Source organism: Solirhodobacter olei, from assembly GCF_004010155.1.
Taxonomy (GTDB): domain Bacteria; phylum Pseudomonadota; class Alphaproteobacteria; order Rhodobacterales; family Rhodobacteraceae; genus Solirhodobacter; species Solirhodobacter olei.
This window is the reverse complement of record NZ_RRYH01000002.1, coordinates 97,694-113,266: the sequence shown is the minus strand read 5'-3', so window position 1 is coordinate 113,266 and position 15,573 is coordinate 97,694. Positions and strand designations below refer to the sequence as shown.

The following is a 15,573-nucleotide window of genomic DNA, read 5'->3' as shown; positions in this document are numbered from 1 at the left end:
TTTTCTTCTTCATCGGTACTTACTTAGGCAAGGATTGCGAAAACCCCACCCCTTGCGCAGCAGTTCGCCGCTTGGGATATGCGGGACACGTTCGAGAAACCACGAGGCAGGCATGGACATTCGATATTCCCCCGAGGTGAAGGAGGCCCGTGCCAACGGCGCGCCGCTGGTCGCGCTGGAATCGACGATCATCACCCACGGTATGCCCTGGCCGCAGAATGTCGAGACTGCGCGTAGCGTGGAGGCGGAAGTGCGCGCGTCGGGTGCGGTGCCGGCCACGATCGCGGTGCTGGACGGGCGGCTGCACGTGGGGCTGACCGGCGCGGAGCTGGAGGCGCTGGGGCAGGCCTCGGGCGTGGCGAAGCTCTCGCGCGCGGACCTTGCGGCCTGCATGGCCTCGGGCGGGACCGGGGCCACGACGGTGGCGGCGACGATGATCGCGGCGCATCTGGCGGGGATCGCGGTCTTCGCCACCGGCGGCATCGGCGGTGTCCATCGCGGGGCGGAGCGCAGCTTCGACATCTCCGCCGACCTGCGCGAGCTTTCGGAAACGCCAGTTTCGGTGGTTGCGGCGGGCGCGAAGGCGATCCTTGATCTGCCGAAGACGCTGGAGGTGCTGGAGACGCTGGGCGTGCCGGTGATCGTGGTCGGCCAGGACGAGCTGCCGGCCTTCTGGTCGCGCAGCTCCGGCCTGCCGGCGCCCTTGCGCATCGACACGGCGGCGGGGATCGCCGCGGCGCATCTGATGCGCGGGCGGCTGGGGCTGCCGGGCGGGCAGCTGATCGCCAACCCGATCCCGGCCGAGGCCGAGATCGCCCGCGAGGTGATGATCCCGGTGATCGAACAGGCCCTGGCGGAGGCCGAGGCAAAGGGGATCGCGGCGAAGGCCGTCACCCCCTTCCTGCTGCAGCGGATCTTCGAGCTGACCGAGGGTCGGTCGCTGGAAGCCAATATCGCGCTGGTGCTGAACAACGCCCGGCTGGCGTCTGCGATCGCGGTCGCCATCGCCGCTGCAATCCCCTCCGGGGTCGCGGATTGAGAGCGGGTGCAACACGCTGGAGTTGCATCCTTACCATCAACACCTTAGCGTGACGCGCGCTGACACGGGGGTGCCGGTCGAATGAGCGACGAACAGGATCACAGCCATCGCCGCGGCATTCTCGCGCGGCTGCGTGCCAATTTCCTGACCGGTCTGGTGGTGATCCTGCCGATCGCCCTGACACTTTACCTGATCTGGTCGGTGACCGGGCTGATCGACAGCTGGGTGCTGCCCTTCGTGCCCTACTCCTATCGCCCCGAGGTCTTCATGCGGCGGTATTTCGGCCCGGGGGCCGAACTGCCGATCCGGGGCCTGGGCGTCATCATCTTCCTGGTCTTCACCGTCGTCGTCGGCTGGCTGGCCAAGGGGCTGATCGGGCGCTCCGTGATCCGCCGGGCCGAGCGGCTGGTCGACCGGATGCCGGTCGTCCGCTCTGTCTACAGCGGTGTGAAGCAGATCGCCGAGACCGTCTTCGCCCAGTCCGAGAAGAGCTTCGAGAAGTCCTGTCTCGTCGAATACCCTCGCAAGGGGATCTGGGCGATCGGCTTCGTGTCCACCGCGGCAAAGGGCGAGATCCAGGAAAAGGTGCCGGGGGACGAGCAGATCCTTTCGGTCTTCCTTCCGACCACACCCAACCCCACCTCCGGCTTCCTCCTCTACCTGCCGGCCTCCGAGGTGGTGATGCTCGACATGACCGTCGAGGATGCCGCGAAACTGATCATTTCGGCGGGGCTGGTCTATCCACCCCCGAGGCAGCAGCTTGAGGAGCGGGGACGCGAGGCGGCGCGGCGGCGCGGCAAGGCCCCCGAGCCCAAGTCCGAGGAGGAGCTTTAGGGCAGGTGATGTTCGGTGCCTATGTAACTGGTTTCGCGACAGGATTTTCCCTTATCATGGCGATCGGGGCGCAGAATGCCTTCATGCTGCGGCAGGGGTTGATGCGCCGGCATGTGCTGCCGCTGATCGTGCTGTTCGGCTGTTCCGACGCCGTGCTCGTCTCTGCCGGGGTGGCCGGGTTCGGGGCGATGATGCGGTTGGTGCCGGAACTGCCGGCGGTCTTTTCCGCCGTCGGCGCGGCCTTCCTGGTGATCTATGGCGGCATGCGCTTCCGCGCCGCGCTGAGGGGCGACGGGGCGCTGGCGCTCGAGACCGACGGGCGCGGGCTGAAGGCCACGTTGATGGCCGGGCTGGCCTTTACGTGGCTGAACCCGCATGTCTACCTCGACACGCTGGCGCTGATGGGCGCGGTTTCCACGCATTTCACGGGGATCTGGCCCAAGGCGGCCTTTGCGGCGGGGGCGACGACGGCCTCCTTCGCGTTCTTCGCCCTGCTGGGCTACGGCGCGCGGCTGGTGGCGCCCTATCTGCAGAGCCGGCGGGCCTGGCGGGTGCTCGATTTCCTGATCGCGGTCATCATGTGGTCGATCGCGGCGAGCCTGGTGACCACCGAATTCGCCTGGGCGGCCCTGCACTGAGGGCCGCCCGGACGTGCTTCACATCGCGGTCCAGCCGCCGTCGACGGAGATCGTCGTGCCGGTGATCTGCGCCGCCGCGTCGGAGCAGAGGAAGACCGCGGTGCCGCCGATCTCCTCCACCGTGGCGAATTCCTTGGAGGGCTGGCGGTCCAGCATGACCTCGCGGATCACCGTCTCGCGGTCCATGTTGTGGGCCTTCATCTGGTCGGGGATCTGCGCCTCGACGAGGGGCGTCAGCACGTAGCCCGGGCAGATCGCGTTGCAGGTGATCTTGGCCTCTGCCGTTTCCAGCGCGACCGTCTTCGTCAGCCCCACGAGACCGTGCTTGGCGGCGATATAGGCGGCCTTGAAGGGCGAGGCGCGCAGCCCGTGGGCAGAGGCGATGTTGACGATCCGGCCCCAGCCGGCCTCGCGCATCCCCGGCAGCGCGGCGGCGATGGTGTGGAACGAGGCGGAGAGGTTGATCGCGAGGATCCCGTTCCATTTCTCGACCGGGAACTCCTCGATCTTCGAGACGTATTGGATGCCCGCGTTGTTCACCAGGATGTCGCAGCGGCCGGCCTTCTCGATCAGGGCGCGGCAGTCGTCGCCCTTGGACATGTCGGCCGCGATGTAACGCGCCTTCACGCCATGCTCCCGGCCGAGTGATTCGGCGAGCTCGTGATCCTCGTCGCGGTCGGTGAAGGAGTTGAGGACGACATCCGCCCCGGCCTTGGCCAGTTCATGGGCGATCCCGAGCCCGATGCCGGAGTTCGATCCGGTGATGACTGCGGTTCTTCCTGAGAGCGTCATGAAATTGCCTTTCCTGATACGGCTGCCTGCGCGAGCCTACGCAGATCACATGTCCACCGCCAGCCGTGGCTGCCAGCCCGGGTCGCAGAGACGTGACGCGACAGTGGCGGGAAAGCGGGCCAAAAAAAACGCCCGCACGAGGCGGGCGTTCAGTTATTGAGGCAGGTTTCATACAGGCAAGAAACCTATCGAGCAGTGCCCCTTTTATACGCACAACTGATCGGGAATGGAAGCTAGAAGTTTGAATTTCCACGAAAGCGCGGTTAGTCAAAGCAGCAGACAGGCAAGGGCGAAAGGAATTGTAGCCGTGATGAAGCCACTGAGTTTCCGCCCCGGCCGGGTCTTTCCGGCGCTCGCCCTCGCCCTTGCGCTGCAGCCCGGATGGGCCGGCGCGGACACGAGCTATGGCATAGCTATGTATGGCGCCCCGGCGCTGCCACAGAACTTTGTGTCCCTGCCCTATGCCAACCCCGACGCGCCCAAGGGCGGCACGCTGGTGATGGGCGATGTCGGCGGCTTCGATTCGCTCAATCCCTTCATCATCAAGGGCCGGGCGCCGTACTGGCTTTCCCCCCTGACGGTGGAGAGCCTGATGGGCCGCAGCTACGATGAACCCTTCACGCTTTACGGGCTTCTGGCCGAATCGATCACCACCCCGCCGGACCGCTCCTGGGTGGAATTCACGCTGAACCCGAAGGCCCGATTCTCCGACGGCAAGCCGGTGACGGTGGCGGACGTGATCTGGTCCTTCAAGACCGTCGGGACGGAGGGCGACGAGCGCTACCGCACCGCCTGGCGCCAGGTCTCGGGGATCGAGCAGACCGGGCCGCGCTCGCTGAAGATCACCTTCAAGATCAAGGACCGGGAACTGCCCTTGCTGATGGCGCTGCGCCCGGTGCTGGAGAAGGCGCAATGGGCGGGCAAGGATTTCACCGCCACCTCGATGACCCCGCCGATCGGCTCGGGCCCCTATGTCGTCGACAAGGTCGACCCGGGGCGCGAGATCACCTTCAAGAAGAACCCCGACTGGTGGGGCAAGGACCTGCCCTTCAACCGCGGCCAGTGGAACTTCAACGAGATCAAGGACGAGTATTTCGGCGACGGCAACGTGGCCTTCCAGGCCTTCAAGGCGGGCCTTCTGAACATCTACCGCGAGGGGAACCCCGCTAAATGGGCGAATTCCTATGATTTCCCGGCCGTCCGCTCCGGCGACGTGGTGAAATCGGAGATCCCGAGCCAGCGGCCCTCCGGCATGGCGGGCTTCGTGATGAACACCCGCAAGCCCCTGTTTTCGGACTGGCGGGTGCGGCAGGCGATGATCGACGCCTTCAACTTCAAGTTCGTCAACAGGACGCTGAACGGCGGCGCCCTGCCCCGGATCACCTCCTATTACTCGAACTCCTATCTCGGGATGGATCACGGGCCGGCCAAGGGCCGGGTGCTGGCGGATCTGGAACCGTTCAAGGCGAGCCTGTTCCCGGGCGCGATCGGGGGTTATTCGCTGCCGAATTCCGACGGGACGGAGGCCAATCGCCGCAACCTGCGCGCGGCGATGCACCTGCTGTCGGAAGCCGGCTGGAACGCCGATAACCAGGGTGTTCTGCGCAATGCCAAGGGTGAGGCCTTCGATTTCGAGCTGCTTCTGCCGCAGGGCGATGCGGACATGGTCTCTGCCGCGCAGATCTATGCCTCTGCCCTGAAGCGGCTGGGGATGACGATGCACATCACCTCGGTCGATTCCGCGCAATACGTGCAGCGGACGCTGAAATACGATTTCGACATGACCAACTATACCCTGGCCCTGTCGCTTTCGCCGGGCAACGAGCAGACGCTCTACTGGGGTTCTGAAGGCGCCAAGACGCCGGGCACGCGCAACCTGATGGGGGCAGACCAGCCGGCGATCGACGCGCTGATCGCGAAGATGGTCAGCTCCACCAGCCAGGAGGATTTCACCGCCGCGGCGAAGGCGCTGGACCGGGTGCTGATGGCAGGGCGCTACGTGGTGCCGATCTGGTATCGCCGCAGCTCCTATCTTGCCCACGCAAAGACGCTGCATTATCCGAACAAGCTGCCGATCTACGGCGACTGGCCGGGCTTCATGCCCAATGTCTGGTGGTACAAGGGATAAGCAGATGCGGATCTTCGTGCTGATGGCGCTGGTTGCGGCCCTGGGCGGCTGCAACACGGTCGCGGGCGTGGGCCAGGATATCTCCGGCGCCGCCCATGCGGTGCAGAACTCGCTTTGATCGGCGGCCCGGCGCCGTCCGGGCCGGTCAGACCAGCGACGTGACCCAGAGGATCAGCGCGTCTTCCTCCGAGGTGGAGATGACGTTGTGGCCCATTGTGGCGTCGTAATAGGCGCTGTCGCCCCGGCGCATGTCCTGCGGCTCGTAGAACTCTGTATAGAGCCGGATCGTGCCGGTCAGGACGTAGAGGAACTCCTCGCCGTCGTGCCTGACCCAGCCGTCGAATTCCTCGACCGAGCGGGCGCGGACCCGGGCACGGTAGGGCAGCATCTGCTTGGCGCGCAGCTGGCTTGCCAGAAGCTCGTGCTCGTAGGTGGCCGTCGCGTGGGCCTGCCCCTCGCCCGAGCGGGTGAAGGCCATGCGGCCGTTCACCTGGGTGTTCGAGGGCGGCGTGAAGAGCTGCGGCACCGAGATCGACAGGCCGAGCGCCAGCTTCTTCAGCGCGTCATAGGTGGGCGACATCTGCCCGTTCTCGATCTTCGACAGCGTCGAGCGCGCCAGCCCGGCCTGGACCGCCGCCTGTTCCAGAGTCCAGCCACGCTCTTTCCTGAGCTCGCGCACCCGGTGGCCGAGGTCGAGCGGCGCGGGCGTCACCTCGGCCCCGCTTTCGCGGGCGATACGGATGATGGCGGTGGGATCGGGCTTGGTCATGCAGGCTCAAATACGCCATGCGGGGGCAGGCTGGCAAGAAATCGCGCGCGGGCGGGGTTTGCCGATCCCGCCGCCCTGCCCTACAACCGGACCAGCAATGAAACCGGCCGGCCCGCGGCCGGATGACGAGGCCCTGCATGATCAAGCTCGATATCTTCTCCGATCCCGTCTGCCCCTGGTGCTATATCGGGAAGACCTATCTCGACCGCGCGCTGGAGGCCGAGCCGGGCCATATGTTCGAGATCGAGTGGCATCCGTTCCAGCTGAACCCCGACATGCCGGCGGGCGGCGCGGACCGGGCGAGCTACCTTGCCGAGAAGTTCGGCGGGCGCGAGCGGGCGGCGGCGATCTACGACCGGATCGAGCATGCCGCGCGCGAGGCGGGGATCGAGATCGACTTCTCGCGCATCACCCGCACGCCGAACACGCTGGATGCCCACCGCCTGATCCATTGGGCGGGGCTGGAGGGGCGGCAATCCATGGTAAAGGGCGCGCTGTTCCGGGCTTATTTCCGCGAGGGCCGCGATATCGGCGACCGGGCGGTGCTGGCCGACATCGGCGCGGCCTCGGGCCTTGATCGCGAGATGCTGGTGCGGCTGCTGGACAGCGACGCCGACCGCGAGGGCATCCTTGCCCGCGACGCCCACGCCCGCGAGCGCGGGGTAAGCGCGGTGCCGACTTTCGTCATCGCCAACCGCTACGTGCTGCAGGGCGCGCAGCCCGCCGACCTCTGGCGCAAGGCCATCGCCGAGCTGGCCGAGCAGGCGCAGGCCGAGGCGGAGGGGCCTTCGGAGGGGCCTGCAGAGGGGACGGCCCAGGGCTGATCCCGGCCGCGGTCCCGATCTTGGCCGCCGGGGCGTTTTTGCTCTGGCGGTGCCCGGGATCGGCCTGTAGGTCTCGCCAAAGACCAATCACTTTTTCAGGATAGGGATGCGGAGTTTCGCCTGCGGGCCTTCCCGCCCCAGGACAGAGACATGCCGACGCGCCCGATGAAGCAGCCGGAGTTCATCACCCTGATGGCGATGATGTCGGCCGTGGTTTCCTTCTCCATCGACGGGATGCTGCCCGCCCTGCCCTCGATCGCGGCGCAGCTTACGCCCGAGGACGTGAACCGCGCGCAGCTGATCGTCACCTCCTTCGTTCTGGGGCTCGGGGTCGGCACGCTCTTCGCCGGCCCGATCTCGGACACCGTGGGGCGCAAGCCGACGATCCTGGGCGGTGTGGCGATCTATGCCATCGGGGCGGCTCTGGCGGCCTCGGCCCAGTCTCTGGAGATGCTTCTGGCGGCGCGGGTGCTGCAGGGGCTGGGATCTTCCGGGCCGCGGATCGCGGCGCTGGCGCTGGTGCGCGACCTGCATTCCGGCCGCCACATGGCGCGGATCGTGTCGTTCATCATGATGGTCTTCACGCTGGTCCCGGCCATCGCACCGTCGGTCGGCACGGTGATCATCGCGGCCTTCGGCTGGCGCGGGATCTTCGGCGCGCTGATCGTCTTCGCCTTCACGATGGCGAGCTGGATGACCCTGCGCCAGCCCGAGACGCTGGCCCGCGACAAGCGCCGCCCGCTGCGCCTTGGCCCGCTGGCGGCGGCGTTCCGCGAGGTGATGACCCATCGCCCGGTGGTCACCGCCACCGCGGTGCAGACGCTGGTCTACGGCGTTCTTTTCGCCACGCTGTCCTCGACCCAGCAGATCTTCTCCATCACCTTCGGGCGGGGCGCGAGCTTCCCGTTCTGGTTCGCCGCCATCGCGCTGAGTTCGGGCGGGGCGAGCCTTCTGAACGCGACCTTCGTGCTGCGGCTGGGGATGCGGCACCTGATCACGCTGGCGCTGGGGGTGCAGGTGGCCTTTTCGGCCGCGCTGGTGGTGGCCTTCTCGCAGGGGCTTCTGCCGGGATGGCTGGCATTTCCGGCCTACCTGGCCTGGAACACCGGCGTCTTCATCATGGCGAGCCTGACCATCGGCAACCTCAACGCGCTGGCGCTGGAACCGCTGGGCCATATCGCGGGCATGGCGGCCTCGGTCAACGGGGCGATCGCGACGGTTGTCTCTGTCGGGATCGCGGTGCCGATCGGGCTGGCCTTCGACGGAACGCCGGTGCCGCTGATGGCGGCGACGGCCGGGCTGGCGGTGACAGGGTTCGGGCTGATGAAGACCATCCCGCGGTGAGGCCGGAGCGGCCGGGCGTCAGCGCGCCCCGGCCTTCGCCGGCTTCTGGTTGGGTTTGACGACCTTCTCGGCAAGATCCCTTGCGATCGCGAAGGCGCCCTTGATCCGCTCGCCCTCGCCAGGGAATTCGCGGGCGATGACGATCTTGTTGTCCTTGATCCGCGCGGCCCCGCCCTGCGCCTGCATGAATTCGACCAGGCCGGCCGGGTTGGCGAACTTGTCGTTGTGGAACTGGATCGTGGCGCCCCGCGGGCCCGCGTCCAGCCGCGAGATGCCGGCGCGCTTGCACATCGCTTTGATCCGGACGACGAGCATCAGCGTGTTCACCTCGCGCGGCAGCTTGCCGAAACGGTCGATCAGCTCGGCCGCGAACCCCTCCAGTTCCACCTTCGTCGTCAGGCCCGAGAGCCGGCGGTAAAGGCCGAGGCGGATGTCGAGATCCGGCACGTAGCTTTCCGGGATCAGCACCGGCACGCCGAGGTTGATCTGAGGCGCCCATTGATCGTCGGAGCCGCTGAGCCCGTCGATCTCGCCCGATTTGATGCGCGCGATCGTCTCCTGCAGCATGTGCTGGTAAAGCTCGTAGCCGACCTCGGTGATATGGCCGGACTGTTCCTCGCCCAGGATGTTGCCCGCGCCGCGCAGGTCGAGGTCCTGGCTGGCAAGCGTGAAGCCCGCGCCGAGGCTGTCGAGCGAGCCCAGAAGCCGCAGCCGCTTCACCGCCTGCGGCGTGAGCGGCGCGCGGGGCTTGGTGGTCAGGTAGCAGTAAGCGCGGGTCTTGGACCGCCCCACACGACCGCGGATCTGGTAGAGCTGCGCCAGCCCGAAACGGTCTGCGCGGTGCACGATCATCGTGTTGGCTGTCGGGATGTCGAGGCCGCTTTCCACGATCGTGGTCGACAGCAGCACATCGTACTTGCCGTCGTAGAAGGCGTTCATCCGGTCGTCGAGATCACCCGCCGCCATCTGCCCGTGCGCCACGACGAAGGTGACTTCCGGCACATGGTCGCGCAGGAAGGCTTCCATGTCCGGCAGGTCGGCGATGCGGGGGACGACGAAGAAGCTCTGCCCGCCCCGGTAATGCTCGCGCAGAAGCGCCTCGCGGATCGTCACCGTGTCGAACTCGCTGACATAGGTGCGGATGGCGAGGCGGTCGACCGGCGGGGTGCCGATGATCGAGAGATCCCGCACCCCGGTCAGCGAAAGCTGCAGCGTGCGCGGGATCGGCGTGGCGGTGAGCGTCAGGACGTGGATGTCCGAACGCAGCTCTTTCAGCCGTTCCTTGTGGGTGACGCCGAAGTGCTGCTCTTCGTCGATGATCAGAAGGCCAAGGTTCTTGAACTTCACCGCCTTGGCGAGCACCGCATGGGTGCCGACGACGATATCGACCGTGCCGTCGGCCAGCCCGGCCCGCGTCGCCGTCGCGTCGCGGGCGGAGACGAAGCGGGAGAGCGAGCGGACGGCGATGGGAAAGCCGCGGAATCGCTCGGCGAAGGTGCGGTAGTGCTGGCGGGCCAGCAGTGTGGTGGGGGCGACGATGGCGACCTGCACGCCGGCCATTGCGGCCCCGAAGGCCGCGCGCAGTGCCACCTCGGTCTTGCCGAAGCCCACGTCGCCGACGATCAGCCGGTCCATCGGGATGCCGCGGTCCAGATCTTCGGTTACATCGGCAATGGCGGCGAGCTGGTCGTCCGTCTCCTGGTAGGGAAAGCGCGAGGCAAAGGCCTCCCACGCCTGGTGCGGCGCCTCCAGGATCGGGGCGTGGCGCAGCTGGCGCTCGGCCGCAACGCGGATCAGGCGGTCGGCGATCTCGCGGATGCGGTTCTTCAGCCGCGCCTTCTTGGCCTGCCAGGCGACCCCACCCAGCTTGTCGAGAAGCCCCTCCTCATGGCCATAGCGGCTGAGAAGTTCGATGTTCTCCACCGGCAGGTAGAGCCGCGCGCCCTCGGCATATTCGAGCGCGATGCATTCGTGCGGCGCGCCGAGGGCCTGGATCGTCTCCAGCCCCGTGTAGCGGCCGACGCCATGTTCGACATGGACCACGAGGTCGCCCGGGGAAAGCGACTGAGCTTCGGTCAGGAAGTTCTCGGCTTTCCTGCGTTTTTTCTGGCCGCGGATGAGGCGTTCACCCAGCACGTCCTGTTCCGAGACGACCGTCAGGCCCGGGCTTTCGAATCCGTGTTCCAGCGCCCAGATGGCGAGGAACAGCCCGCCCTTGCCCTCGGGGATGGCGCGAATGTCGTCGATCTCCAGCGCGCCCTCGACGCCCTGATCCTCCATCAGCCCCTTCAGCCGCTCGCGCGCGCCCTCGGAATAGGAGGTGACGACGACCTGCCCGACCTTGCGTTTTGCGCGAAGATGATCGGCCAGAGCACCGAAAAGATTGATGCTTTCAAGCTGCCGTTCGGGGGCAAAATTGCGCCCGATACGGCCGCCAGCGTCGGCCATGCCGGGACCCGCCGCCTGGGGCAGCGGGCTCAGCTGCACGACGCGCTGGCCATCGAGCGCGGCCTCCCAGGCCGCATCGTCGAGGTAGAGGAGGCCCGGCGGACAGGGTTTGTAGACGCTGTCGATGCGGCCCTTGGCGGTCATCGCCTCGCGCCGCGCCTCGTACTGGTCGGCGATCCCCTCCCAGCGGGACAGCCGCGCCGGCGTGACCTGGTCGTCGAGCAGGACCGAGGCCTCGGGCAGGTAGTCGAAAAGCGTCTCCAGCCGGTCATGGAAGAACGGCAGCCAATGCTCCATCCCCTGGTGCTTGCGCCCGGCAGAGACGGCCTCGTAGAGCGGATCGTCGGTGCCCGCGGCGCCGAATTCGATGCGGTAGTTCTGGCGGAAGCGGGTGATCGAGGGCTCGTCGAGGATCACCTCGGACACGGGGGCGAGCTCTACCACCGAAAGCTTCTCGGTCGTGCGCTGGGAGACCGGATCGAAGCGGCGGGCGCCGTCGAGCACGTCGCCGAAGAGGTCGAGCCGGACCGGGCCGCCCTCGCCCGGCGGGTAGATGTCGATGATGCCGCCGCGGATGGCGTAGTCGCCGGGTTCGGAGACGGTGGAGCTTTGCGAGAAGCCCATGCGGGCGAGGAAGTCGCGCAGCGCGGGTTCGTCGATCCGGTGGCCGACGCGGGCGGAGAAGGAGGCGGTCCGCAGAAGGTCGCGCGCCGGAAGCCGCTGGGCGGCCGCGTTGAGCGTGGTCAGAAGGACGAAGGGCCCGGGGACGCCATGGGCAAGCGCGGCCAGCGTTGCCATGCGGGCGGCCGAGATCTCGGGGTTGGGCGAGACGCGGTCGTAGGGCAGGCAATCCCAGGCGGGAAGGGTCAGGACGACCGCTTCGGGCGCGAAGAAGGCGAGCGCCGTGCGCATCGCTTCCAGCCGCTTGTCGTCACGGGCGACATGGATGACCGGACGGCCGGTCTTCTCCGCCTCGCGGGCGAGGAGCCGGGCGTCGAAGCCCTCGGGCGCGCCGCCCAGCGTGATCCTGAGGTTGTCCGTCATCCGGCCTGAGCTAGCCGACGGGGCCGCGGTGTCAATCGAAATTGACGCCAAAGGGTTGCGCCTGTCCTTCCTGGGGGCGCAGCCCCCGCCCGATACGCGGTGCGCAGCACCGCCGGGCAGCGCCCGACCGCCCGGACGGGCGGGCGCTTCTTCACCCGCAACGGCGAGAATGCCGTCGGGGGACCTTCGCCATAAACGGACAGACCGATTACGCCGCCGCGCCCACCCGCGGTCGGGTGCTGCCCTCTGCCGCGACCCGGGTTTAGTGCCCGAACATGCTCATGTTGATGTTCTGGTACATGCCCCACATGGCGGTGACGAAGATCGCGAGGATACCGATGAACTGCGTTGTCATCCGGTGAATGTGCAGCCTGTGCTGCAGCTTCTCGCCGCTGTCCTCGCCCGCCTCGATGAAGCGCGCCGTGCGGATGCTGAGCGCGCCGACGCCGCTCAGCGGCGCGCCCAGCAGGAACACCGCCTGGGCGAATTCCACCCGGTAGTAGAAGCCCAGCACGACCAGCGTGGTCAGCACGAAGAACAAGAACGCCATGAGCCAGATCCCGGAGGTTCGGGCGATATAGAGGATCCGGTTCACGTTGATCCGGGTGATATCCTCCAGGTCGGTCAGTGCCTGTCCGCCCTGCCGCTTCGCGCGCAGGACCATGTCGTAGGGAACGCCCAGCACCCAGTGGCTGGTCGAGGACCATGCCACCGCCAGAGCGATCCAGAACCACAGATTGGAGAACGACCTGAGGTCGATCAGCTGGAAGACCATCTGGTAGAATTTCACCGCCGCCCGTCCCCTGCCTGCTGCTTGACTGTTCACCGGCGGCCCTGTGGCGCCTTGTCTCGCTACCCTATGCTTGAGATACGCCGAAATCCGTGCCACGCAAACCCTTGACATCCCTAGAGCCGAGCAAGCCGATGCCGCATTCCCCTGCCCCCTTCCCCGCAGCCCGCCTCCGTCGCATGCGCGCCAGCGCCGCGCTGAGGGACCTGGCGCAGGAAAACCGGCTGACGGTGAAGGATTTCATCTGGCCGGTTTTCGTGCGCGATGGCGAGAATATGGAGGAACCGATCGCCTCCATGCCCGGGGTCAACCGGCTCTCGGTCGACCGCGTGGTGGCGGCGGCGGAACGCGCGGCGGGTCTCGGCATTCCCGCCATCTGCCTGTTTCCCTATACCGATCCGGCGTTGAAAACCTCGGATTGCGCCGAGGCCTGGAACCCCGAGAACCTCACCAACCGGGCGATCCGGGCGATCAAGGCCGGGGTGCCGGAGATCGCGGTGATGACCGATATCGCGCTCGATCCCTACAGCGTCGACGGCCATGACGGCTTCGTGGTGGACGGCGAGATCGTCAATGACGAGACGGTCGAGGCGCTGGTGAAGATGGCCCTGGCGCAGGCCGAGGCGGGGGCGGATATCCTCGGCCCGTCCGACATGATGGACGGGCGGATCGGCGCGATCCGCACGGCGCTGGAGGCCGGCGGTCACCGCAATGTGACCATCATGTCCTATGCCGCGAAATACGCCTCGGCCTTTTACGGGCCGTTCCGGGACGCGGTCGGCGCCTCGGGCGCGCTGAAGGGCGACAAGAAGACCTATCAGATGAACCCCGGCAATTCGGACGAAGCGCTGCGGCTCGTCGCGCGCGACCTCGACGAGGGCGCCGACATGGTGATGGTGAAGCCCGGGATGCCCTACCTCGACATCTGCCGCCGGGTGAAGGACACGTTCGGCGTGCCGACCTATGCCTACCAGGTCTCCGGCGAGTACGCGATGCTGCGGGGGGCGGCGCTGAACGGCTGGGTCGATGGCGAGCGAGTGATGATGGAGAGCCTTCTGGCCTTCAAGCGCGCCGGCTGCGACGGAATCCTGACCTATTTCGCGCCCGAAGCGGCGGCGCTGATGGGCCCCGCGGCCTGAGCTTCGGCAAGGCCCCGCCGGCCCGGGCCGCGCGCGCGGAACATGATGACAGGGGCGCGCAAACGCCCTATCCTTGGTGGATAAGCCGGGCAACGGCGCAAGATCGGGCGGTTCGCCCAGAGGCAGATCAGGCATAGAAACGGGTAAGCAGATGACGACGGATCTCATGAACCTAGTGACACGGCGGCGGTTCCTCGCCAGCGGCGGTGCCGCGGCGAGCCTGGCCACTCTGGCCGCCTGCGGCAACGGCATCGGCAACTCCAACGGCGCGACGATCGACGCGCGGGTCAATGCCGAGGTGCAATATCTTCACCAGCATTTCCCCGGCACCGACGAGCTGACGCGCAAGGCGGTGGGCGTGCTCTACATGCCACTCATCACCCAGGGCGCATTCATGGTGGGCGGCGCCTACGGGCGCGGCGCGCTGCGCATCAACGGCGTGACGGTGGATTACTATGCCGCCACCCAGGCCTCCTTCGGGCTGCAGATCGGCGCGCAGCAATATGCCCATGCGCTGTTCTTCATGACGCAGCCTGCGCTGGAGGACTTCCGCAGCTCCAACGGCTGGACCGCCGGGGCGAATCTCACCTATGCGCTGAGCGACAAGGCCGGCAATGCCGGCGTCTCCACCACGACCGAGATGGCGCCGGTGGTGGCGCTGGTCTTCGGCCAGGCCGGGCTGATCGCCGGGGCCTCGCTGCAGGGGACGAAATACACCCGGATCATCCCGTAAGGGGCGAAACCGCGGGGGTCAGGCCCTCGCACCCCCGGGATATTTGCGGACGGAAGAAGGGCAACGGAAAAAAAAGGCCGGTCGCAAGACCGGCCTTTGGCGTTTACGGCCCCCCGGGGCCTCAGCTCATCCGGCGCAGGCGCTCGATCAGCGAGGAGGTGTCCCAGCGGCTGCCGCCCATGGCCTGGACCTCCTTGTAGAACTGGTCGACCAGCGCCGTGACCGGCAGCGGCGCGCCGATCTCGTCGGCGGTGGCAAGGCAGATGCCGAGGTCCTTGCGCATCCAGTCGACCGCGAAGCCATAGTCGAACTTGCCATCCAGCATGGTTTCGTGGCGGTTGGCCATCTGCCAGGAGCCGGCCGCGCCCTGGCTGATCACCTCCACCACCGCGCGGCCGTCGAGCCCGGCCTTCTCGCCGAATCGCAGGGCCTCGGCGAGGCCCTGGACCAGGCCCGCGATGCAGATCTGGTTCATCATCTTGGTCATCTGCCCCGCGCCGCTTTCGCCGATGCGGCGGCAGATGCGGGCATAGGCGTCGATCACCGGTTCGGCGCGGGCGTAATCCGCCTCCGCCCCGCCGCACATGACGGAGAGCTGGCCGTTCTCCGCCCCCGCCTGCCCGCCGGAGATCGGCGCGTCGACGAAGCCGATGCCCGCTTCGCCCGCCGCTGCCGACAGTTCCCGCGTCACCTTTGCCGAGACCGTGGTGTGGTCGACGAAGACCGCGCCCGCCTCCATCCCGGCAAAGGCGCCGTCATCGCCGAGGCAGACTGCGCGCAGATCGTCGTCATTGCCAACACAGGCCATCACGAATGCGGCACCTCTTGCCGCCTCCGCCGGGGTTGCGGCCATCGCCCCGCCATGCTTCTCCACCCAGGCCTTGGCCTTGGCTGCGGTGCGGTTGTAGACCGTCACCTCATGCCCGGCGGCCTTCAGATGCCCGGCCATCGGGAAGCCCATGACCCCGAGTCCCAGAAATGCAACCTTCGCCATGACTTCCCCCCTCCGGCGCTTTCGATTAATCCTCGACCCTACCTAACCGCTTCCCCG

The 15,573-nt window shown here is 67.3% G+C and carries 13 protein-coding genes and 1 pseudogene; 9 read left to right on the top strand and 5 right to left on the bottom strand.

Translation table 11 applies throughout. The annotated features are described in order from the left end of the window. Positions 1–112 precede the first annotated feature (112 nt). The 3 genes from EIP85_RS00540 to EIP85_RS00530 all read left to right on the top strand — a co-directional run bounded on the left by EIP85_RS00540 (position 113) and on the right by EIP85_RS00530 (position 2,511). A complete protein-coding gene (locus EIP85_RS00540) occupies positions 113–1,039 on the top strand; it encodes a pseudouridine-5'-phosphate glycosidase (RefSeq protein WP_127900183.1) in 927 nt (308 codons plus the stop codon). Between the two features lie 81 nt (positions 1,040–1,120). Continuing rightward, the gene (locus EIP85_RS00535; RefSeq protein ID WP_127900182.1) at positions 1,121–1,873 is read left to right on the top strand and encodes a DUF502 domain-containing protein; all 753 of its coding nucleotides are present in this window, start codon (positions 1,121–1,123) and stop codon (positions 1,871–1,873) included. 56 nt (positions 1,874–1,929) lie between these two features. After that, positions 1,930–2,511, top strand: a complete 582-nt coding sequence (locus tag EIP85_RS00530; RefSeq protein ID WP_241559848.1) for a LysE/ArgO family amino acid transporter — start codon at positions 1,930–1,932, stop codon at positions 2,509–2,511. 18 nt (positions 2,512–2,529) lie between these two features. Here the strand turns inward: EIP85_RS00530 and EIP85_RS00525 are convergent, their stop codons facing one another. Beyond that, positions 2,530–3,303 carry a 3-hydroxybutyrate dehydrogenase gene (locus tag EIP85_RS00525; protein ID WP_127900180.1) on the bottom strand — a complete coding sequence of 258 codons (774 nt, stop codon included), beginning with the start codon at positions 3,301–3,303 and terminating at the stop codon, positions 2,530–2,532. A gap of 310 nt (positions 3,304–3,613) precedes the next feature. On the opposite strand from EIP85_RS00525, the gene EIP85_RS00520 reads away from it, so the two are divergent. Beyond that, positions 3,614–5,431 carry an extracellular solute-binding protein gene (locus EIP85_RS00520; RefSeq protein WP_241559847.1) on the top strand — a complete coding sequence of 606 codons (1,818 nt, stop codon included), beginning with the start codon at positions 3,614–3,616 and terminating at the stop codon, positions 5,429–5,431. A 4-nt stretch (positions 5,432–5,435) separates the two neighbouring features. Beyond that, positions 5,436–5,549 (top strand): entericidin A/B family lipoprotein, encoded by a 114-nt coding sequence (locus EIP85_RS00515; protein ID WP_127900179.1) that lies wholly within the window; start codon positions 5,436–5,438, stop codon positions 5,547–5,549. 27 nt (positions 5,550–5,576) lie between these two features. Here EIP85_RS00515 and EIP85_RS00510 read toward each other — a convergent pair whose 3' ends face one another. Next, entirely contained in the window at positions 5,577–6,200 is a 624-nt protein-coding gene (locus tag EIP85_RS00510; RefSeq protein ID WP_127900178.1) for a helix-turn-helix domain-containing protein, read from the bottom strand. 137 nt (positions 6,201–6,337) lie between these two features. Between EIP85_RS00510 and EIP85_RS00505 the strand changes: the two genes are divergently transcribed. Next, complete coding sequence (locus EIP85_RS00505) at positions 6,338–7,024, top strand: DsbA family oxidoreductase (RefSeq protein WP_127900177.1); 687 nt, start codon at positions 6,338–6,340, stop codon at positions 7,022–7,024. Between the two features lie 114 nt (positions 7,025–7,138). Next, positions 7,139–8,368: pseudogene (locus EIP85_RS00500) on the top strand (multidrug effflux MFS transporter); the annotation flags it as partial. A gap of 18 nt (positions 8,369–8,386) precedes the next feature. On the opposite strand, the gene mfd reads toward EIP85_RS00500, so the two are convergent. Continuing rightward, positions 8,387–11,860: a transcription-repair coupling factor gene (gene mfd / locus EIP85_RS00495; RefSeq protein ID WP_127900175.1), complete on the bottom strand. Its 3,474-nt coding sequence runs from the start codon at positions 11,858–11,860 to the stop codon at positions 8,387–8,389. A 262-nt stretch (positions 11,861–12,122) separates the two neighbouring features. After that, complete coding sequence (locus EIP85_RS00490) at positions 12,123–12,650, bottom strand: component of SufBCD complex (RefSeq protein WP_127900174.1); 528 nt, start codon at positions 12,648–12,650, stop codon at positions 12,123–12,125. 134 nt (positions 12,651–12,784) lie between these two features. Here EIP85_RS00490 and hemB point away from each other — a divergent pair, with 134 nt between their 5' ends. Both hemB and EIP85_RS00480 read left to right on the top strand, forming a co-directional pair. Continuing rightward, positions 12,785–13,789: a porphobilinogen synthase gene (gene hemB, locus EIP85_RS00485; protein ID WP_127900173.1), complete on the top strand. Its 1,005-nt coding sequence runs from the start codon at positions 12,785–12,787 to the stop codon at positions 13,787–13,789. A 151-nt stretch (positions 13,790–13,940) separates the two neighbouring features. Beyond that, entirely contained in the window at positions 13,941–14,522 is a 582-nt protein-coding gene (locus EIP85_RS00480) for a lipid-binding SYLF domain-containing protein (RefSeq protein ID WP_422067199.1), read from the top strand. Positions 14,523–14,643: 121 nt separating this feature from the next. On the opposite strand, the gene EIP85_RS00475 is transcribed toward EIP85_RS00480, so the two are convergent. After that, entirely contained in the window at positions 14,644–15,516 is an 873-nt protein-coding gene (locus tag EIP85_RS00475) for an NAD(P)-dependent oxidoreductase (RefSeq protein ID WP_127900172.1), read from the bottom strand. Positions 15,517–15,573: the final 57 nt, after the last annotated feature.